The following is a 20261-nucleotide window of genomic DNA, read 5'->3' as shown; positions in this document are numbered from 1 at the left end:
GGGCGAGCCCGGTGCGGGACTGCACCGGATCGAGACAGCTCCGGCTGCCGCGCCCTACGGAATGAGACGCTCGACATGACCTCCGGCCCCCTCCGCCTGTTCACTTCCGAGTCCGTGACCGAGGGTCACCCGGACAAGATCTGCGATCAGATCTCGGACCGCATCCTCGATGCGCTCCTCCGCGAGGACCCGCGCAGCCGGGTCGCCGTCGAGACGCTCGTCACCACGGGGCTCGTGCACGTCGCCGGCGAGGTCTCGACCTCCGGCTACGTCGAGATCCCCGCGATCGTCCGCGACACCATCGTCGAGATCGGCTACGACTCCTCGCTCAAGGGCTTCGACGGCCGCTCGTGCGGCGTCTCCGTCTCGATCGGGCAGCAGTCGCCCGAGATCGCCGCGGGCGTCGACACCGCCCTCGAGGTGCGCGGCGACGCCGCCGACGACGACGCGTTCGACCGCCAGGGCGCGGGGGACCAGGGCCTGATGTTCGGCTTCGCCACCGACGAGACCCCCGAGTACATGCCGCTGCCGAGCTGGCTCTCGCACCGCCTGGCGGAGCGCCTCGCCGAAGTCCGCAAGACCGGCGAGCTGGACTACCTCCGGCCCGACGGCAAGACGCAGGTCACCATCGGCTACGACGGCACGACGCCGGCGACGATCGACACGGTCGTGCTCTCCACCCAGCACGCCGAGCACGTCAGCACCGCCACGATCCACGCGGACATCGAGGAGCACGTGATCCGCCCCGTGCTCGAGCGCGTCGACCTCGACTCCTCCGGCGTGCGCCTGCTGATCAACCCCTCCGGCCGCTTCGAGATCGGCGGCCCGCAGGGCGACGCCGGGCTCACCGGCCGCAAGATCATCGTCGACACCTACGGCGGAGCCGCGCGCCACGGCGGCGGCGCCTTCTCGGGAAAGGACCCGTCGAAGGTCGACCGCTCGGCCGCCTACGCCATGCGCTGGGTCGCGAAGAACGCGGTCGCCGCAGGGCTCGCCCGCCGGATGGAGGTGCAGGTCGCCTACGCGATCGGCAAGGCCGCCCCGGTCGGCCTCTACGTCGAGACCTTCGGCACGGGCACGCTGCCCGACGAGCAGATCACCGAGGCGATCCGCTCGGTCTTCGACCTGCGTCCCGCCGCGATCATCCACGCGCTCGACCTGCTCCGCCCGATCTACTCGCAGACCTCGGTCTACGGGCACTTCGGCCGCGAGCTGCCCGACTTCACCTGGGAGCGCCTCGACCGCGTCGACGACCTCCGCTCCGCCGCGGGTCTCTCGTAGGCGCCGACGCGGCGGGGGAGGCGGTGACCGGTCCCGAGGTGCGCGTCGCGCGCGTGCTCCTCGACTCGCCGCTCCCGCAGCTCGACCGGCTGCTCGACTACGCCGTCCCCGAGGCGCTCCGCGACGGCGTGCGGCCGGGTGTCCGGGTCCGCGTCCCGCTGCGCACCGGCGGGCGGATCGCGGACGCGTTCGTCGTCGAGGTCGGCGAGGGCTCCGAGCACGCGGGCGCGCTGAGCGAGCTCGAGGAGCTCGTCTCGCCGCTCGTCGTGCTGACCCCGGAGGTCTGGGCGCTCGCCCGGCGGGTCGCCGACCGCGCCGCCGGGGGAGCGAGCGACGTGCTGCGCCTCGCCGTGCCGCGGCGCCACGTGCGGGTCGAGCGGGCGCACCTCGCGGCCCTCGCCGAGGCGGACGCGACCGCCACCTCGTTTGAGGCGGACGCGGACTCCACCCCGGCCGAGCCGGTCGCGGACGGCTCCGGGCCCGGCGCGGTGACCGGCTACCCCGTGGAGACGTTCGACGGCCTCCTCGACGGCGGGCGCCTCGCGGTGAACGCCGTGCCCGCGCCGGTGCAGCTCGCCTCCGGAGCCTGGGTCGGCGGCTGGGCGGTGACGCTCGCCGAGCTCGCCCGCACCGCGCTCGACGCCGGCCGCGACGCGATCCTGGCGGTGCCGGACTACCGCGACCAGGAGCAGCTCGAGCAGGCCCTCGCCGAGCACGTCCCCGAGGACGCGGTCGTCCGCCTCGACGCCCGGCAGAAGGGCGCGGGCCGCTACGCCGCGTTCCTGCGCTGCCTCACTCCTGGGCCGCGGGTCATCGTCGGCAACCGCTCCGTGCTCTACGCGCCCTCGTCGGCGCTCGGCCTGATCGCGCTCTGGGACGACGGCGATTCGCTCTTCGCCGAGCCGCTCGCCCCCTACGCGCACGCCCGCGACGTCGCGCTGGTGCGGCAGGAGCAGAGCGGCGCCGGACTGGTGCTGCTCGGCAACACCCGCACGGTCGAGGTGGAGCGGCTGGTCGGCCTGGGCTTCGCCGCGCCGGTGCAGCCGCGGCCCTCGCGGCGCCCGCACGTCGTGCCGACCGCGCAGCAGACGGCCGCCGACGAGCACGACCAGGCCGCGCGCATCCCGTCGACCGCCTGGCGGCAGGCGCGGATCGCCCTCGACTCGGGTCCCGTGCTCGTCCAGGTCGCCCGTCCCGGTTACGCGCCGGTGGTCGCCTGCGCGCGCTGCCGCACCGTGGCGCGCTGCAACCGCTGCCAGGGTCCGCTCGCCGTGCACTCCGCCGGCGCGCGGCCGAGCTGCGGCTGGTGCGGCCTGATCGCCGCCGACTGGCACTGCTCGGTCTGCGAGGCGACGGCGCTGCGCCTGGTGAGCCTCGGCGCCGGCCGCACGGCGGAGGAGCTCGGCCGCGCGTTCCCGGGCGTCAAGGTCGTCGTCGCGGACGGCGCCCATCCGATCCTCACCGTGCCCGGGACGCCCGCGCTCGTCGTCGCCACCCGCGGCGGCGAGCCCCGCGCCGACGGCGGCTACCACGCCGTGCTGCTGCTCGACGGCGAGCGGATGCTCGCGCGGGAGAGCCTGCGCGTCGCCGACGACGCCCTGCGCACCTGGTCCAACGCGGCCGCACTGGCCCGCCCCGGCGCTCCCGTGCTGCTGGTCGGCGTCGCCGGGCGCCTCGCGACGGCCCTCGCGACCTGGCGCCAGGACGAGTACCTCCGCGCCGAGCTGATCGAGCGGCGCGAGCTGCGCTTCCCGCCGGCCGTCCGGCTCGCGACCGTCAGCGGCGACGCGCACGCGGTGACGGAGGCGCTCGACGCGCTCGACGAGGCGGACCGGCACGAGGTGCTCGGCCCGGTCGGGCTCGAGGACGGCTCCGTCCGGGCGATCGTGCGCTTCGACTACGCTCGCGGGGCGGAGGTCGCCGCCCGTCTCCGGTCCGCCGTGATCCGCAACGCGACCCGCCGCCGCCGTCCGCCCACCATGCCGGGCCGCTTCCGGCCGGCGCCGAAGCTGCGCGTCCGGCTGGACGACCCCGACATCCTCTAGACCCGTCCCTCCCGGACCCGTTCTCCGCTCGACCCCCACGCTCAGGAGCTCCTCGTGCGCCTCGTCTTCGCCGGCACGCCGGCCGCCGCCGTCCCCACCCTGCGCGCCCTCGCCGCCTCCGAGCATGACATCGTCGCGGTGGTCACCCGGGCCGACGCGCCCGTCGGCCGGAAGCGCGTGCTCACGCCCTCGCCGGTCGCCGCGGTCGCCGAGGAGCTCGGCCTGCAGGTGCTCAAGGCGAACCGCCTCGACGAGGAGGTGACCGACCGGATCGCGGCCCTCGAGCCGGACCTCGGCGTGATCGTGGCCTACGGCGGCCTGGTCCGCGCGCGGCTGCTGGCGGTGCCGCGCCTCGGCTGGATCAACCTGCACTTCTCGCTGCTGCCGCGCTGGCGCGGGGCGGCGCCCGTCCAGCGCGCGCTGATGGCGGGGGAGGAGCGGATCGGCGCCGCGGTCTTCCAGCTGGTCGCCGAGCTCGACGCGGGCGACGTCTTCGCCGAGATCGAGCAGGAGGTCGGCGCGCACACGGCCGGCGAGCTGCTCGAGCTCCTCGCGGAGCGCGGGGCCGGGCTGACGGTGGAGGTCGTGGACTCTCTCGCCGCCGGCACCGCGGTGGCCGTGCCGCAGTCAGGCGAGGTCACGCTCGCGCCCAAGCTCGACGTGACCGACGGGCGGATCGACTGGTCCCTGCCGACCGCGCGGATCCTCGCGCTCGTCCGCGGAGTCACCCCCGAGCCGGGCGCCTCGACGGCGGTCGGCGACGCGCGGCTGAAGGTCCTGGCCGTCCGCGCGGCCGAGGCGACGGGCGCGGTCGCCCCCGCCCCCGGCTCCGTGCTCCTGGAGGCGGGCCGCGCCCTCGTCGGCACCGGCGACGGTCTCGTCGAGCTCGTCTCGGTGCAGCCCGCCGGCAAGACCCCGATGCCCGGAGCCGCCTGGGCGCGGGGCCTGCGCGAGAGCACGGTGCTCGCGTGAGCGGCCGCACCCGGGTGGCGCCGGCCCGGCAGGTCGCCTACGACGTCCTGCTCGCGGTCAGCGGCGGCGACGCCTACGCCAACCTCGTCCTGCCCGCGCGGATCCGAGCCGCGGAGCTCTCGCCGGCCGACGCGGCGCTCGCGACCGAGCTCTGCTACGGCACCCTCCGCCTGTCCGGCTACTACGACCGGGTGATCGCCCTCGCCGCCGGCCGCGCCGTCGAGACCATCGACGCTCCGGTGCTCGACGCGCTCCGCCTCGGCGTGCACCAGCTGCTCGGCACGCGGGTCGCTGCGCACGCCGCCGTCAACGAGAGCGTCGCGCTGGTCGCGGGCGGCTCCTCCCGCGGTGCCGTCGCCTTCGCGAACGCCGTGCTGCGCTCGGTGACCCGCTCGAGCGCCGAGGAGTGGCAGGAGCGCGTCGCGTCCGCGGCGACCTCGGGCGACGACCGGATCGCCGCGGCGACCTCGCACCCGGTCTGGATCGTCAAAGCCCTGCGCCGCGCCCTCGCCGCCGAGGGCTCCGCCGACGAGCTCGAGGCGCTGCTCGCCGCCGACAACGCCGCGCCGCGGGTGAACCTCGTCGCCCTGCCCGGTCTCGCGGAGGCCGCCGAGCTGCCCGACGCCGCGCCGGACCGCTACTCGCCGGTCGGCCTCGTCAGCACCGGAGGCGACCCCGAGGCGATCGCGCCCGTGCACGAGGGCCGGGTCCGGGTCCAGGACGAGGGGTCCCAGCTGGCCGCCCTCGCGCTCTCCCGCGCCGAGCCCGTCCGCGAGGGCGAGCGCTGGCTCGACCTCTGCGCCGGGCCCGGCGGCAAGGCGGCGCTCCTGGCCGCCGAGGCGCGCGCGGGCGGCGCGACGCTGCTGGCCAACGAGGTCGTCCCCGCGCGGGCCGGGCTGGTCCGCCAGGCCCTCGCCGCCGTCGATCCGACCGTCGAAGTGCGCACCGGCGACGGCCGCACGCTCGGCGACGAGCAGCCGGGCGCCTTCGACCGCATCCTCCTCGACGCGCCGTGCACCGGACTCGGAGCCCTCCGCCGCCGACCCGAGGCGCGGTGGCGCAAGACCGCCGACGACCTCGCCCCGCTCGCGACGCTGCAGGGCGAGCTGCTCGACTCCGCCCTCGCCGCTCTCGCGCCCGGCGGTCTGCTCGCCTACGTCACCTGCTCGCCGCACCTCGGCGAGACCAAGCGCGTCCTCGCCCTCGCCGCGGAGCGCCACCCGGGCGGCTTCGACCTCGTCGACACCCCCGCGGTCCTCGACGGCATCACCCGCGAGCCGCTGCCGCTCGCCGAGGGCGCACTGCACGCGCAGCTCTGGCCGCACCGGCACGGGACGGACGCGATGTTCATCCAGCTGCTGCGCCGCAGCCCGGCCTGAGCGCTCCGCCGCCCCGCCTAGGCTGGGAGCATGCCCGCACGGATCAATCCCAGCATCCTGTCCGCCGACTTCGTCAACTTCGAGGCCGAGCTGCAGCGGATCGCCGGGGCCGATCTCGTGCACGTCGACGTGATGGACAACCACTTCGTGCCGAACCTCACCTTCGGCCTGCCGATGGTGCAGCGCCTGCAGGAGGTCTCGCCGCGCCCGCTCGACGTGCACCTGATGATCGACGACCCGGACCGCTGGGCCCCCGGCTACGCCGAGACCGGCGCGTACTCGGTCACCTTCCACGCCGAGGCCGCGCGCGACGCCGTCGCTCTGGCGCGCCGCCTCCGTGAGATCGGCGCGCGCGCCGGCATCGCGCTCAAGCCCGGCACCCCGGTCGAGGACTACCTCGACCTGCTGCCCGAGTTCGACCAGGTGCTCGTGATGACGGTCGAGCCCGGCTTCGGCGGTCAGTCCTTCATGGCGGAGACGATGCCGAAGCTGCACGCGCTGCGCGAGGTCGTCGACCGCACCGGACTCGACGTCTGGCTCCAGGTCGACGGCGGCATCGCCCCCGGCACGATCGAGATCGCCGCGGAGGCGGGCGCCGACACCTTCGTCGCCGGCTCCGCCGTCTTCGGCGCGGACGACCCGGAGGCGGCCATCGCCGCGCTCCGCGACACCGCCTCCTCCCTCCTGCACCGGCACTGACCCGTCGGCCCGTTCTGCAGGTGCCAGTCCCTTCTGCAGGTTCCGGTCCGTTCTGCAGGTGATTCGAGCGCGGATCCCGGTCCGGCGTGCTCCAGAGCGCTGATCCGGGCAGATCACCTGCAGAACCCACCTGCACCTGCAGACGGCACCGAGTCCCGCGCGCTGCGCGCCGCTGGTCCGTTCTGCAGGTGATTCGCCTGGAAGCACGCATCCTTGCGCAAGCTGCCGCCGGACGCAGGTCGGATCGCCTGCAGATCGGACCGTCGCCTGCAGATCGCACAGTCATACGCCGCCCTCGCCGTCCCGCCGCCGCGTATAGACTTCCCCGGTGAAAACTTTCGACGACCTCTTCGCTGAGCTGGGCGAGAAGGCCGCCGCGCGTCCCGAGGGTTCGGGCACGGTCCGCGAGCTCGACGCCGGTGTGCACTTCATCGGCAAGAAGATCGTCGAGGAGGCCGCCGAGGTGTGGATGGCCGCCGAGTACGAGGGCGACGAGCGCACGGCCGAGGAGATCTCGCAGCTGCTCTACCACCTGCAGGTGCTGATGCTCGCGAAGGGCCTGACGACGGCCGACGTCTACCGACATCTGTGAGCGTCCCCCCGATCGCCGGAGTGCGCCGCCGCCACGTCGCCGCGCGCTCCCACGCTCTCCGAGGCGCCGTCGCGCCTCCGCTCACCGAATCACCCTCGACCTCCAGAGGACGTCCCGTCGTGACCACGACCACCCCCACCACTCCTGACACCACCGGCACCACCGCCCCGCCCGCGCTCCTGCGCGTCGCCGTCCCGAACAAGGGCTCGCTCTCCGAGACCGCCGGCCAGATGCTGGCCGAGGCCGGCTACACCGGCCGCCGCGATCCCAAGGAGCTGCACGTCGTCGACGAGCGCAACGGCGTCGAGTTCTTCTACCTCCGCCCGCGCGACATCGCCACCTACGTCGGCTCCGGCGCGCTCGACGTCGGCGTCACCGGCCGCGACCTGCTGATCGACTCCGGCTCCGAGGCGCGCGAGATCGCCAGCCTCGGCTTCGCCGACTCGACCTTCCGCTTCGCCGGTCCGGTCGGCCGCTACACCGAGCTGCAGCAGATCGACGGCCTCCGCGTCGCGACCAGCTACCCCGGTCTCGTCGGCCGCTTCCTGCGCGAGCACGGCGTCGAGGTCACCCTCATCCGGCTGGACGGCGCGGTCGAGTCGGCCATCCAGCTCGGCGTCGCGGACGTGATCGCCGATGTCGTCGAGACCGGCACCACGCTGCGGAAGGCGGGCCTGGAGATCTTCGGCCCCGTCATCCTGAAGTCCACGGCCGTCCTCGTCTCCGGCGCGGGCGAGCCCGAGGGCATCCCGGTCCTGCTGCGCCGCCTGCAGGGCGTCCTCGTGGCTCGCGAGTACGTGCTGCTCGACTACGACTGCCCCGTCGCGCTGCTCGAGACCGCCACCGCGCTCGCGCCCGGCTTCGAATCGCCCACCGTCTCGCCGCTGCACGACCCCGAGTGGGTCGCCGTGCGGGTCATGGTGCCGCGCGCCGACATGAACCAGGTGATGGACCGCCTCTACGACCTCGGCGCCCGCGCGATCCTGGTCACCTCGATCCACGCCGCACGCCTCTAGGAGGGGGAGCGATGAGTCTCGCCGTCCGCGTCATCCCGTGCCTCGACGTGGCCGCCGGCCGCGTCGTCAAGGGCGTCAACTTCCAGAACCTGCGCGACGCCGGCGACCCGGTCGAGCTCGCCCGGCTGTACTTCGAGCAGGGCGCCGACGAGCTGACCTTCCTCGACGTCACGGCCACCGTCGACGACCGCTCCACCACCTACGAGGTCGTCCGCGCGACCGCCGAGCAGGTCTTCATCCCGCTCACCGTCGGCGGGGGAGTGCGCTCCGTCGAGGACGTCTCGCGCCTGCTCGCGCACGGCGCCGACAAGGTGGGGGTCAACTCCGCTGCGATCGCCCGCCCCGAGCTGATCGGCGAGATCGCCGACGTCTTCGGCGCGCAGGTGCTGGTGCTCTCGCTCGATGTGAAGCGGAGCGACGCCACGCCCTCCGGCTTCGTCGTCACCACCCACGGCGGTCGCCGCGAGACGACGCTCGACGCCCTCGCCTGGGCGGCGGAGGCCGTCGAGCGCGGTGCCGGCGAGCTGCTGGTCAACTCCATCGACGCCGACGGCACCAAGCAGGGCTTCGACCTGCCGCTGATCACGGCGATGCGCGAGCTGAGCACCGTGCCGGTGATCGCCTCGGGCGGCGCCGGCGCCGTCGAGCACTTCGCTCCCGCCATCGAGGCGGGCGCCGACGCGGTGCTCGCCGCCTCCGTCTTCCACAATCGCGAGCTGACGATCGGCGACGTGAAGCGCGCCCTCGACGACTCCGGGATCGAGATCCGCCGATGAGCACCGAGACGACCGACGGCACGACGACCCCCGACGACCTCACCGCGGTCCTCGACCGCGCGACCTTCGACGCGAGCGGCCTCCTGCCCGCCGTCATCCAGCAGCACGACACCGGCGAGGTGCTGATGCTCGGCTGGATGGACCGCGAGGCGCTGCGTCGCACGCTGACCGAGGGCCGGGTGACCTTCTGGTCGCGCTCCCGCCGGGAGTACTGGCGGAAGGGCGACACCTCCGGGCACGCCCAGTACGTCCGCGGGGCCGCGCTGGACTGCGACGCCGACACGCTGCTCGTGCAGGTCGAGCAGATCGGCGCCGCCTGCCACACCGGCGAGCACTCCTGCTTCGACGTCGATCCGCTCGCCCCGGTGACGGACCTCGGGCCGCAGGCGTGAGCGGCCGGCGCCTCAAGTACTCCGCGATCCTCGGGATCGTGCTGCTCGCCGCGCTCGAGCTCACCGCCTCCACCCAGCCCTGGGCGACGCTCGTGCTCACCCCGGGCGTCGGCGACGGCCGGGCGCTCTCCGTCGTCGGCACCGTCGCCGCGCCGGCCCTGTCGGCCCTGGCCCTCGCCGGGCTCGCTCTCGCGGCCGCCCTCGCCATCGCCGGGCCGGCCTTCCGGATCGTCCTCGGGCTGCTGCAGATCGTCCTCGGCGGCTCCGTCGTCCTGGCCGCCTCGACCGCGCTCGCCGATCCCGTGCGCGCCGGCTCGTCGCTGGTCACCGACGCGACCGCGATCGCGGGCCGGGAGTCGGTCGCGGCGCTCGTCGCCTCGTCCTCCGTCACCGCCTGGCCGGTCGTCGCCCTGGTGGCCGGTGTGCTGACCGCGGTCATCGGCGTGCTCGTGCTCGTCACGGTCCGGCGCTGGCCCGGTGCGAAGAAGAAGCGCGCCTCCCGGTTCGAGCCCGCCGACGGCTACGGCCACGGTGCGACGACCGTGCAGACCGACGACGGCGACATCGATCCCGTCGTCTCCTGGGACGAGCTGTCCCGCGGCGACGACCCGACGTCCGCCCGCTGAGCGGGCTTCAGCGGTGCCCGCCGGTCGGCGGGCCCTTCGGGCGCGAGCCGCTAGACTGCTCTGGTTCCCACGCACGTCCAGGAGGAGAGCCATGAGCACCGAGCACGACGACGACAACCACGGCCACTCGCCCGCAGCGTGGACGGCCGTCGTCATCATGCTGGTCGGCTTCACGGTCGGCACGATCGCCTTCTGGTTCGACCTGCCCCTCGTCGTCTGGCTGTCCGCCGGACTCGTCGTGGTCGGCCTCCTCGTCGGCGTGATCCTGGCCCGCCTGGGCTACGGCGTCGACGGCGCGAAGGCCAACCCGAAGGCGCGCGCGTAGAGTGCTCGGCGATCTGACCGCCGGCGCCCTGGCCGACGCGGCCCGGCGTCGCGAGACCGTCCCGCTCGCCGCCCTCGAGCGGCGTGCCGCCGAGCGCCCGCCCGCCCTCGACGCCCTCGCCGCGCTGGCTCCGGCCGAGCGCGTGCGGATCATCGCCGAGGTCAAGCGGTCCAGCCCGTCCCGCGGCGCCCTCGCCGAGATCCCCGACCCCGCGCTGCTCGCCGGGCAGTACGAGCTCGGGGGAGCGAGCGCGATCAGCGTCCTCACCGAGGAGCGCCGCTTCAAGGGCTCCCTCGCCGACCTCGAGGCCGTCCGCGCGAAGGTGTCGATCCCGGTCCTGCGCAAGGACTTCATCGCGGAGCCCTACCAGGTGCTCGAGGCGCGCGCCTCCGGAGCGGACCTCGTCCTCCTCATCGTCGCCGCGCTCGAGCAGCCCGTGCTGGTCGAGCTGCACGCCCTCGTCCTCGAGCTCGGGATGACCCCGCTGGTCGAGACCCACTCGGGCGACGAGCTCGAGCGGGCCGCCGACCTCGGCGCGCGCCTGATCGGGGTCAACGCCCGCGACCTCTCCACCTTCGAGCTCGACCGCGACCTCTTCGGCCGCCTCTCCGAGCGCTTCCCGGCCGACGCCGTCAAGGTCGCGGAGTCGGCGGTCCTCTCGGCCGACGACGTCGCGCACTACCGCCGCTCCGGCGCGGACGTCGTCCTCGTCGGCGAGGCCCTCGTCACCGGCGGCGACCCCGTCTCCACCCTCGCCGGCTTCCTGGCGCACTGACCACGATCCACCGATAGGCGGCACTGCCATGGCACTCCGAGACGAACTCGGTCCCTACTTCGGCGACTTCGGCGGACGCTACGTCCCCGAGTCGCTCGTGAAGGCGCTCGACGAGCTGAGCGCCGAGTACGAGCGCACCAAGGTCGACCCGGCGTTCCGCGCCGAGCTGACCGAGCTGCACCGCAGCTACACCGGCCGGCCCTCGATCATCACCGAGGTGCCGCGCTTCGCCGAGCACGCGGGCGGTGCGCGGATCATCCTCAAGCGCGAGGACCTCAACCACACCGGCTCGCACAAGATCAACAACGTGCTCGGCCAGGCGCTGCTGACCAAGCGCATCGGCAAGACCCGCGTGATCGCCGAGACCGGCGCCGGCCAGCACGGCGTGGCCACCGCCACCGCCGCCGCGCTCTTCGGCCTCGACTGCGTCGTCTACATGGGCGAGGTCGACACCGAGCGCCAGGCGCTCAACGTCGCCCGGATGCGCCTGCTCGGCGCCGAGGTCGTCTCGGTGACCACGGGCTCGCGCACCCTCAAGGACGCGATCAACGACGCGATGCGCGACTGGGTGACCAACGTCGAGACGACGAACTACGTCTTCGGCACCGTGGCGGGCCCGCACCCCTTCCCGGCGATGGTGCGCGACTTCCAGAAGATCATCGGCGAGGAGGCGCGCGAGCAGGTCCTCGCGCTCACCGGCGCCCTGCCCACCGCCGTCACCGCCTGCGTCGGCGGCGGCTCCAACGCGATGGGCATCTTCCACGCGTTCCTCGACGACCCCGAGGTCAGGCTGGTCGGCTTCGAGGCCGGCGGCGACGGCATCGAGACCCCGCGCCACGCGGCGACCATCAGCAAGGGCCGCCCCGGCGTCCTGCACGGCGCCCGCAGCTTCCTGCTCCAGGACGAGGACGGCCAGACCATCGAGTCGCACTCGATCTCGGCCGGTCTCGACTACCCGGGCGTCGGCCCCGAGCACGCCTGGCTCTCGAGCATCGGCCGCGCCGACTACCGCGCGGTCACCGACTCCGCCGCGATGGACGCCCTGATGCTGCTCAGCCGCACCGAGGGCATCATCCCCGCGATCGAGTCGGCGCACGCCCTCGCCGGCACGCTCGAGCTCGGCCGCGAGCTCGGCCCCGACGCGACCATCCTGGTCAACCTCTCCGGCCGCGGCGACAAGGACATGACGACCGCCGCGCGCTACTTCGGACTCGTCGACCAGGGCGCGGTGCAGTCGTGAGCGGCGTCGGCCCGAGCGTCGCCGAGACCGTCCGCCGCCGCAACCAGGAGGCCGCGGGCGCCCTGATCGGCTACCTGCCCGCCGGCTTCCCGGACCTCGCGACGAGCATCGACGCCGCAGTGGCCCTCGCCGAGAACGGCGTGGACGCGATCGAGCTCGGCCTGCCCTACTCCGACCCGGTCATGGACGGCCCCGTCATCCAGGAGGCGACCCAGGCCGCCCTCGCCGGCGGCTTCCGCCTGCGCCACGGCTTCGACGCGGTCCGCGAGATCCGCGCCCGCGTGGACGTGCCGGTGCTGGTGATGACGTACTACAACCCCGTGCTGCAGTACGGCGTCGAGCGCTTCGCCACCGACCTCGCCGAGGCCGGCGGCTCCGGCCTGATCACGCCCGACCTCATCCCCGACGAGGGCGCCGAGTGGATGGCCGTCTCCGAGCGCCTCGGCCTCGACCGGGTCTTCCTCGCCGCGCCCTCCTCGAGCGACGAGCGCCTGCGCGCGACCGTCGAGGCGAGCCGCGGCTTCGTCTACGCGGTCTCGACGATGGGCATCACCGGAGCGCGCGCGGACGTCGACCGTGCCGCCCGCACGCTCGTCGAGCGCCTGCGCACCGCCGGCTCGGACAGCGCCTGCGTCGGCGTGGGCGTCTCGACCGGCGACCAGGTCGCCGAGATCCTCGCCTACGCCGACGGCGCGATCGTCGGCTCGGCCCTCGTGCGCGCGCTCGCCTCCGGGGGAGTCGCCGCGGTGGCGGAGACGGCTCGCGGTCTGGCAGAGGGCACGCGTCCGCGCGCCTGACGCCTCCCAGTACACTCGGGATGCCCGTCGGGGCGCGGCGCCGCCGCGACCGCGGGATCCCTCCTTCGAAAGGTCGACGTACCGGTGTCCGTACCGCTGAGCATCCCGAGTCCGCCCGAGGCGTGGAGTCAGTACGACTTCACGCTCTTCGATCGCGCGTTCTCGATCCACACCTATGCCGTCTGCATCCTGGTCGGCATCGTGGTCGCCACGATCATGACGAACGCCCGCCTCAAGCGCCGCGGCGCCGAGCCGTGGGTCGTCCTCGACATCATCATCTGGGCCGTGCCGCTCGGCATCATCGGCGCGCGGCTCTACCACGTGCTCACGCACCCCGGCGACTACTTCTACGCCGGCGCGGACCCGTGGGAGATCATCCGGATCTGGAACGGCGGCAACGCGATCTTCGGCGGCCTGATCGGCGGCGCCGTCGGCGCCTGGATCGGCTGCCGCTGGACCGGCGTCCGGTTCTGGACCTTCGCCGACGCGCTCGCGCCCGGCATGCTCGCCGCGCAGGCCATCGGCCGCCTCGGCAACTGGTTCAACCACGAGCTGTTCGGCCTCCCGACGACCCTGCCGTGGGGCCTCGAGATCGAGAGCAGCAACCCGGCCTTCCCGGTCGGCCTGCCCGCCGGCACGCTCTTCCACCCGACCTTCCTCTACGAGATCCTCTGGAACGTCGTCGGCATCGCGGTCATCCTGCTGCTCGAGCGCCGCCTCAAGCTGCAGTGGGGCACCGTCTTCGCCGCCTACCTGATCTGGTACGGCATCGGCCGCGTCTGGTTCGAGTCCATCCGGATCGACCCGAGCGAGTTCTTCTGGGGCATCCGCACCAACGTCTGGGCAGCGCTGGCCGCCGTCGTCGTCGGTCTGGTCCTAGTCGTGGTCCAGCGGCGCGAGCACCCGGGTCGCGAGACCTCGGCCTACCGGCCCGGCCGCGAGTGGACGCCCGCCCCGGCTGCGGTAGAATTCGAGGACGTCGAGTCCGACTCCGACGCCACCACTCCTTCTTCCGGCACCGACGCCGAGAAGTCGACGGTCTCCCGCAGCTGACGCGGTCCGCGGCACCCCCGCGGCCCCGCATCCAGCTCACCTCTCCGTCCGTCCGCCCCACCGCGGCTCAGCCACAAGCGCTGCCGCGGGGGAGCGAGCGCACGACCCCGACGACGGCGCCAGACCTCCGCTCCGCGACCACCGAATGCACGGCCCTCCCGATCGGGGAGCCGCTCCTCCACCACCACACCGCGGGCCAGCGACGTCCCGATCCGCTACGACTCTCGTGAGGACGGTCCCCATGGCTCCCGTTCAGCCCTCGCCCCGCGTCCCCGCCGTGCCGTTCCTCGGCACCCCGTCCGCACAGGGGATGTACGACCCGGCGGCCGAGAAGGACGCCTGCGGTCTCGCCATGGTCGCCACCATGCGCGGGACGGCCGGGCACGACATCATCGACGCCGCGCTGAACGCGCTGCGCAACCTCGAGCACCGCGGCGCGGTCGGCTCCGACGCCGGCACCGGCGACGGCGCGGGGATCATCACCCAGATCCCCGACGACTTCCTGCGCGCCGTCGCGGCCGTCGAGCTGCCCCCCGTCGGGCAGTACGCGGTCGGCAACGCCTTCCTGCCCGTCGACGTCTTCGAGCGCGAGCGGGTCAAGTCGACCATCGCCGAGATGGCCCGCGAGGAGAACCTCACCGTCCTCGGCTGGCGCTCCATCCCCGTCCAGCCGGACGAGATCGGCACGCTCGCCCGCGCCGCCATGCCGGCGATCGAGCAGCTCTACGTCTCGAGCGAGCTCACCGACGCGGCGGGCGTGCCGCTGGCCGGGCTCCGCCTCGACCGCCTCACCTTCCGCCTGCGCAAGCGCGTCGAGCGCGAGCTCGAGGTGTACTTCATGTCGCTCTCGAGCCGCACGCTCGTCTACAAGGGCATGGTCACCACCCTCCAGCTCGAGCCGTTCTACCCCGACCTCTCGGACGAGCGCTTCACCTCGAAGCTCGCGCTGGTGCACTCGCGCTACTCGACCAACACCTTCCCGTCCTGGCCGCTCGCGCAGCCGTTCCGGATGATCGCGCACAACGGCGAGATCAACACGGTGCAGGGCAACCGCAACTGGATGCGCGCGCGCCAGTCGCAGCTGAAGAGCGCCGAGCTCGGCGACCTCTCGCCGCTGTTCCCGATCGTCTCGACCGGCCGCAGCGACTCCGCCTCGTTCGACGAGACGGTGGAGCTGCTCACGCTGGCCGGCCGCTCGCTGCCGCACGCGATCATGATGATGGTGCCGGAGGCGTGGGAGAACCAGGCCGCCGCGATCGACCAGAAGCGCCGCGCCTTCTACGAGTACCACTCGATGCTCATGGAGCCGTGGGACGGCCCAGCCGCGATCGTCTTCACCGACGGCGACCTCGTCGGCGCCACGCTGGACCGCAACGGCCTGCGCCCCGGCCGCTACGTCGTCACCGACGACGGCCTCGTCGTGCTCGCCAGCGAGATCGGCGTCCTCGACATCGACCCCGCGAAGATCGTCCGCAAGGGCCGGCTGCAGCCGGGCCGGATGTTCCTGGTCGACACCGAGCAGGGCCGCATCGTCGAGGACGAGGAGATCAAGGCGCAGCTCGCCGACTCCGGTCCCTTCGACGAGTGGCTCGACAAGGGCCGCATCAACCTCAAGGACCTGCCCGAGCGCGAGCACATCGTGCACACGCCCGCGTCGGTCAACCGCCGCCAGCGCACCTTCGGCTACACCGAGGAGGAGGTGCGGCTGCTGCTGCTGCCGATGGCGAAGGCCGGCGCCGAGCCGCTCGGCGCCATGGGCTCCGACACGCCGGTCGCGGTGCTCTCCAAGCGCCCGCGACTGCTGTTCGACTACTTCACCCAGGCGTTCGCGCAGGTGACCAACCCGCCGCTCGACTCCATCCGCGAGGAGGTCGTCACCTCGCTGCGCCTCGGCCTCGGACCGGAGCGCAACCTGCTCTCGGCCGGCGCCGAGCACGCCCGCCAGGTCGTCCTCGACTTCCCGGTGATCGACAATGACGAGCTGGCCAAGATCCAGCACATCGCGCCGCGGCCGCTCAGCCACATCACCACGACGATCCGCGGTCTGTACCGCGTCGACGCCGGCCCCCGCGCGATGCAGGACCGCCTCGACGCGATGTGCGCCGAGGCCGACGAGGCGATCGCCGCCGGAGCGCAGTTCCTCGTGCTCTCGGACCGCGACTCCACCAAGGACCTCGCGCCGATCCCCTCGCTGCTGATGCTCGCCGCCGTGCACCACCACTTGATCCGCACCGAGAACCGGATGCGCGTCGGGCTGGTCGTCGAGGCCGGCGACGTCCGCGAGGTGCACCACGTCGCGACGCTGATCGGCTACGGCGCCTCCGCGGTGAACCCGTACCTCGCGATGGAGACCTGCGAGCAGCTGGTCCGCAGCGGCATGATCTCGGACCTCTCGCCCGAGAAGGCCGTCAAGAACGTGATCAAGGCGCTCGGCAAGGGCGTCCTCAAGATCATGTCCAAGATGGGCATCTCGACCGTGTCCAGCTACGCCGGCGCGCAGACCTTCGAGGCCGTCGGCCTCAGCCAGGTCTTCGTCGACCAGTACTTCACCGGCACCGCCTCCAAGCTCGGCGGCATCGGGATCGAGGTCGTCGCCGAGGAGAACGCCGCGCGCCACCGCGCCGCATACCCCGAGGACGGCGCGGTCGTCGCGCACGAGCGCCTCGCGGTCGGCGGCGAGTACCAGTGGCGCCGCGACGGCGCGCCGCACCTCTTCAACCCGGACACCGTCTTCCGGCTGCAGCACTCCACGCGCAACCGCCGCTACGACGTCTTCCGCGAGTACACGAAGATGGTCGACGATCAGGCGCTCTCGCTGATGACCCTCCGCGGCATGTTCACCCTCGACACGGAGGGCCGCACGCCCGTCCCGATCGACGAGGTCGAGTCGGTCGAGTCCATCGTCAAGCGCTTCTCCACCGGGGCGATGAGCTACGGCTCCATCTCGCCGGAGGCGCACGAGACGCTCGCCATCGCGATGAACCGCCTCGGCGCCAAGTCGAACACCGGCGAGGGCGGCGAGGACACCGAGCGACTGCTCGACCCCGAGCGCCGCTCCGCGATCAAGCAGGTCGCCTCGGGCCGCTTCGGCGTCACGAGCATGTACCTGACGCACGCCGACGACATCCAGATCAAGCTCGCCCAGGGCGCCAAGCCCGGCGAGGGCGGCCAGCTGCCGCCGACCAAGGTCTACCCGTGGATCGCGCGCACCCGGCACGCGACCGCGGGCGTCGGCCTGATCTCACCGCCGCCGCACCACGACATCTACTCGATCGAGGACCTCAAGCAGCTGATCTTCGACCTCAAGCGGGCGAACCCGAAGGCGCGCATCCACGCGAAGCTCGTCAGCCAGTCGGGAATCGGCGCGGTCGCGGCCGGCACGGCCAAGGCCCTCGCCGACGTGATCCTCGTCTCGGGCCACGACGGCGGCACCGGCGCGAGCCCCGTCAACTCGCTCAAGCACGCCGGCACGCCGTGGGAGCTCGGCCTCGCCGAGACCCAGCAGACGCTGATGCTCAACGGCATGCGCGACCGCGTCGTGGTGCAGGTCGACGGCCAGATGAAGACCGGCCGCGACGTCGTGATCGGCGCCCTGCTCGGCGCCGAGGAGTTCGGCTTCGCCACCGCCCCGCTGATCGTCGAGGGCTGCATCATGATGCGCGTCTGCCACCTCGACACCTGCCCGGTGGGCGTCGCGACGCAGAACCCCGAGCTGCGCAAGCGCTTCAACGGCAAGCCCGAGTTCGTCGTCAACTTCTTCGAGTTCATCGCCCAGGAGGTGCGCGAGTACCTCGCCCAGCTCGGCTTCCGCTCGATCGACGAGATCGTCGGCCACCGCGAGCTGCTCGACGTCAACCGCGCCATCGAGCACTGGAAGGCGAGCGGGCTCGACCTGACGCCGATCCTGGTCGGCCCGGTCTTCCGCGCCGAGGAGCCGCGCCGCCACGGCCGCGCGCAGGAGCACGAGCTGGAGAAGCACTTCGACAACGAGCTGATCCGCCTCGCCGCGAACGTCCTCGACCACCGCGGCACCGTGGTGATCGACCGTGAGATCAAGAACACCGAGCGCGCCGTCGGCACGATGCTCGGCCACGAGGTGACCGTCCGCTACGGCGAGAACGGGCTGCCGGCCGACTCCATCACGGTGAACCTCCGCGGCTCGGCGGGGCAGTCGCTCGGCGCGTTCCTGCCCGCGGGCATCACGCTGCGCCTCGAGGGCGACTCGAACGACTACGTCGGCAAGGGCCTCTCCGGCGGCCAGATCGTGGTGCGGCCCGACCGCCGCAGCACCTTCGACGCGTCGGCGAACGTCATCGCCGGCAACGTGATCGGCTACGGAGCGACCCAGGGCACGATGTTCATCCGCGGGATGGTGGGCGAGCGCTTCCTGGTCCGCAACTCCGGCGCCACGGCGGTCGTCGAGGGCGTGGGCGACCACGCGCTCGAGTACATGACCGGCGGGCTCGCCGTCATCCTCGGCGCGACCGGCCGCAACCTCGGCGCGGGCATGTCCGGCGGCACCGCCTACATCCACGACCTGAGCCGCGAGCTCGTCAACCGCGACGCGATCGCCTCCGGGGAGCTGACGCTCTCCGAGCTCGGCAGCGCCGACGTGGAGATCCTGCGCGACCTGCTCGAGCGGCACGTGGCCGAGACCGAGTCGACCCTGGCCCAGGGGATGCTCGACGATTTCGACGGAACCGTCTCGCGTTTCGTCAAGGTACTGCCCCGCGACTTCGCCGCGGTGCTCGCGACGCGAGCATCCGCCGTCGAAGAGGGGCTCGACCCCGACGGCGACGTCGTCTGGGGACGGATTCTGGAGGTGACCGGTGGCTGATCCCAAGGGATTCCTGAAGGTGCAGGACCGGGAGCTGCCCAAGCGGCGCCCGGTGTCTGTGCGGCTGATGGACTGGAAAGAGGTGTACGAGCAGGGCGACACCGCCGTGCTGCGCCGGCAGGCCGGCCGCTGCATGGACTGCGGCATCCCGTTCTGCCACAAGGGCTGCCCGCTCGGGAACCTGATCCCCGAGTGGAACGACCTGATGTGGCGCGGCGAGGGCCGCCAGGCGATCGAGCGCCTGCACGCGACCAACAACTTCCCGGAGTTCACCGGCCGTCTGTGCCCGGCGCCCTGCGAGTCGTCCTGCGTGCTCGGCATCAACCAGCCCGCGGTCACGATCAAGCAGATCGAGGTCTCGATCATCGATCAGGCCTTCGGCAACGACTGGGTGCAGCCGCACCCGCCGGAGCGGCTGACCGGCAAGACGGTCGCCGTCGTCGGCTCCGGCCCCGCCGGTCTGGCCGCGGCGCAGCAGCTCACCCGCGCCGGGCACACCGTCGCGGTCTACGAGCGCGACGACCGCATCGGCGGCCTCCTGCGCTACGGCATCCCCGACTTCAAGATGGAGAAGAAGCACCTCGAGCTGCGCCTGAACCAGATGAAGGCCGAGGGCACCCGCTTCCGCGCCGGCGTCGACATCGGCACGGACATCACCTGGGACGATCTGCGCGCGCGCTACGACGCCGTCGTGGTCGCCACCGGTGCGATGGTCCCGCGCGATCTGCCGATCCCCGGCCGCGACCTGGCCGGCGTGCACTTCGCGATGGAGTACCTGGTGCAGTCGAACCACGCCATCGCGGGCGACCGCGTGTTCGAGCAGATCTCGGCCGAGGGCAAGCACGTCGTCGTCCTCGGCGGCGGCGACACCGGAGCGGACTGCATCGGCACCGCGCACCGCCAGAAGGCGGCCTCGGTCACTAACCTCGCGATCGGCACCCAGCCGCCGTCGCAGCGTCCGGACAGCCAGCCCTGGCCGATGGACCCGACCGTCTTCGAGGTCGCCAGCGCCCACGAGGAGGGCGGGGAGCGCGTCTACCTCGCCTCCACCGTCGAGTTCCTCGCGAACGAGGTCGGCGAGGTCCGCGCCGTGCGCGTGGCCGAGACCGAGTACCTCGACGGACGCCGCGTGCCCAAGGCGGGCACCGAGCGCGAGATCCCGGCCGACCTGGTCCTCCTGGCCCTGGGCTTCACCGGCCCCGAGTCGGAGCACCTCGCCGGCCAGCTCGAGGTGCCGTTCACGGACCGCGGCAACGTGGTCCGCGGCGACCGCTTCGAGACCAGCGTCCCGGGCGTCTTCGTCGCCGGGGACGCCGGCCGCGGCCAGTCTTTGATCGTCTGGGCGATCGCCGAGGGCCGCTCCGTCGCGGCCGAGATCGACCGCTACCTCGAAGGCACCACCCAGCTGCCCGCGCCCGTCGGGCCCAACGACCGGGGCTTCACGCTCTAGTCCCAC

The 20261-nt window shown here is 73.1% G+C and carries 17 protein-coding genes; all 17 read left to right on the top strand.

The features are described 5' to 3' along the window. The first annotated feature begins 75 nt into the window (after nucleotides 1–75). The 17 genes from metK (at nucleotide 76) to EDF45_RS08730 (ending at nucleotide 20255) form a co-directional block, all read left to right on the top strand. Nucleotides 76–1281 (top strand): methionine adenosyltransferase, encoded by a 1206-nt coding sequence (gene metK / locus EDF45_RS08810; RefSeq protein WP_123735826.1) that lies wholly within the window; start codon nucleotides 76–78, stop codon nucleotides 1279–1281. 23 nt (nucleotides 1282–1304) lie between these two features. Continuing rightward, a complete protein-coding gene (locus EDF45_RS08805) occupies nucleotides 1305–3326 on the top strand; it encodes a primosomal protein N' (protein ID WP_260312072.1) in 2022 nt (673 codons plus the stop codon). Between the two features lie 54 nt (nucleotides 3327–3380). Further along, entirely contained in the window at nucleotides 3381–4298 is a 918-nt protein-coding gene (fmt, locus tag EDF45_RS08800) for a methionyl-tRNA formyltransferase (protein WP_123735825.1), read from the top strand. Continuing rightward, on the top strand, nucleotides 4295–5677 hold the full coding sequence (locus tag EDF45_RS08795) for an RsmB/NOP family class I SAM-dependent RNA methyltransferase (protein WP_260312069.1): 1383 nt from the start codon (nucleotides 4295–4297) through the stop codon (nucleotides 5675–5677). Before fmt ends, EDF45_RS08795 begins: the two co-directional genes overlap by 4 nt. A 30-nt stretch (nucleotides 5678–5707) precedes the next feature. After that, the gene (gene rpe, locus EDF45_RS08790) at nucleotides 5708–6376 is read left to right on the top strand and encodes a ribulose-phosphate 3-epimerase (protein WP_123735823.1); all 669 of its coding nucleotides are present in this window, start codon (nucleotides 5708–5710) and stop codon (nucleotides 6374–6376) included. 328 nt (nucleotides 6377–6704) lie between these two features. Beyond that, entirely contained in the window at nucleotides 6705–6968 is a 264-nt protein-coding gene (locus EDF45_RS08785) for a phosphoribosyl-ATP diphosphatase (protein WP_055791842.1), read from the top strand. Between the two features lie 119 nt (nucleotides 6969–7087). Continuing rightward, nucleotides 7088–7984, top strand: a complete 897-nt coding sequence (gene hisG / locus EDF45_RS08780; protein ID WP_123735822.1) for an ATP phosphoribosyltransferase — start codon at nucleotides 7088–7090, stop codon at nucleotides 7982–7984. An 11-nt stretch (nucleotides 7985–7995) separates the two neighbouring features. Further along, nucleotides 7996–8760, top strand: coding sequence for an imidazole glycerol phosphate synthase subunit HisF (gene hisF, locus EDF45_RS08775; RefSeq protein WP_123735821.1), 765 nt, complete (start codon nucleotides 7996–7998; stop codon nucleotides 8758–8760). Continuing rightward, nucleotides 8757–9152 carry a phosphoribosyl-AMP cyclohydrolase gene (hisI, locus tag EDF45_RS08770; RefSeq protein WP_123735820.1) on the top strand — a complete coding sequence of 132 codons (396 nt, stop codon included), beginning with the start codon at nucleotides 8757–8759 and terminating at the stop codon, nucleotides 9150–9152. The genes hisF and hisI overlap by 4 nt, the downstream gene beginning before the upstream one ends. After that, nucleotides 9149–9778 carry a Trp biosynthesis-associated membrane protein gene (locus tag EDF45_RS08765; RefSeq protein ID WP_123733064.1) on the top strand — a complete coding sequence of 210 codons (630 nt, stop codon included), beginning with the start codon at nucleotides 9149–9151 and terminating at the stop codon, nucleotides 9776–9778. The genes hisI and EDF45_RS08765 overlap by 4 nt, the downstream gene beginning before the upstream one ends. A 91-nt stretch (nucleotides 9779–9869) precedes the next feature. Further along, nucleotides 9870–10103, top strand: coding sequence for a DUF6704 family protein (locus tag EDF45_RS08760; protein ID WP_123446235.1), 234 nt, complete (start codon nucleotides 9870–9872; stop codon nucleotides 10101–10103). A gap of 1 nt (nucleotide 10104) precedes the next feature. Then, entirely contained in the window at nucleotides 10105–10878 is a 774-nt protein-coding gene (trpC, locus tag EDF45_RS08755; protein ID WP_123735819.1) for an indole-3-glycerol phosphate synthase TrpC, read from the top strand. 28 nt (nucleotides 10879–10906) lie between these two features. Continuing rightward, on the top strand, nucleotides 10907–12118 hold the full coding sequence (gene trpB, locus EDF45_RS08750; RefSeq protein WP_123735818.1) for a tryptophan synthase subunit beta: 1212 nt from the start codon (nucleotides 10907–10909) through the stop codon (nucleotides 12116–12118). After that, nucleotides 12115–12915, top strand: a complete 801-nt coding sequence (trpA, locus tag EDF45_RS08745; RefSeq protein WP_123446238.1) for a tryptophan synthase subunit alpha — start codon at nucleotides 12115–12117, stop codon at nucleotides 12913–12915. The genes trpB and trpA overlap by 4 nt, the downstream gene beginning before the upstream one ends. Before the next feature lie 84 nt (nucleotides 12916–12999). Continuing rightward, nucleotides 13000–13968, top strand: a complete 969-nt coding sequence (gene lgt / locus EDF45_RS08740) for a prolipoprotein diacylglyceryl transferase (RefSeq protein WP_397460046.1) — start codon at nucleotides 13000–13002, stop codon at nucleotides 13966–13968. Between the two features lie 241 nt (nucleotides 13969–14209). After that, complete coding sequence (gene gltB, locus EDF45_RS08735; protein ID WP_123735817.1) at nucleotides 14210–18805, top strand: glutamate synthase large subunit; 4596 nt, start codon at nucleotides 14210–14212, stop codon at nucleotides 18803–18805. Beyond that, nucleotides 18798–20255 carry a glutamate synthase subunit beta gene (locus EDF45_RS08730; protein ID WP_123446240.1) on the top strand — a complete coding sequence of 486 codons (1458 nt, stop codon included), beginning with the start codon at nucleotides 18798–18800 and terminating at the stop codon, nucleotides 20253–20255. The genes gltB and EDF45_RS08730 overlap by 8 nt, the downstream gene beginning before the upstream one ends. Nucleotides 20256–20261: the final 6 nt, after the last annotated feature.

This window comes from Rathayibacter sp. PhB186 (assembly GCF_003751825.1).
In the GTDB taxonomy this organism is placed as follows: domain Bacteria; phylum Actinomycetota; class Actinomycetes; order Actinomycetales; family Microbacteriaceae; genus Rathayibacter; species Rathayibacter festucae.
Note: the sequence above shows the minus strand (reverse complement) of the source record. Positions and strands in the feature narration are given on the sequence as shown.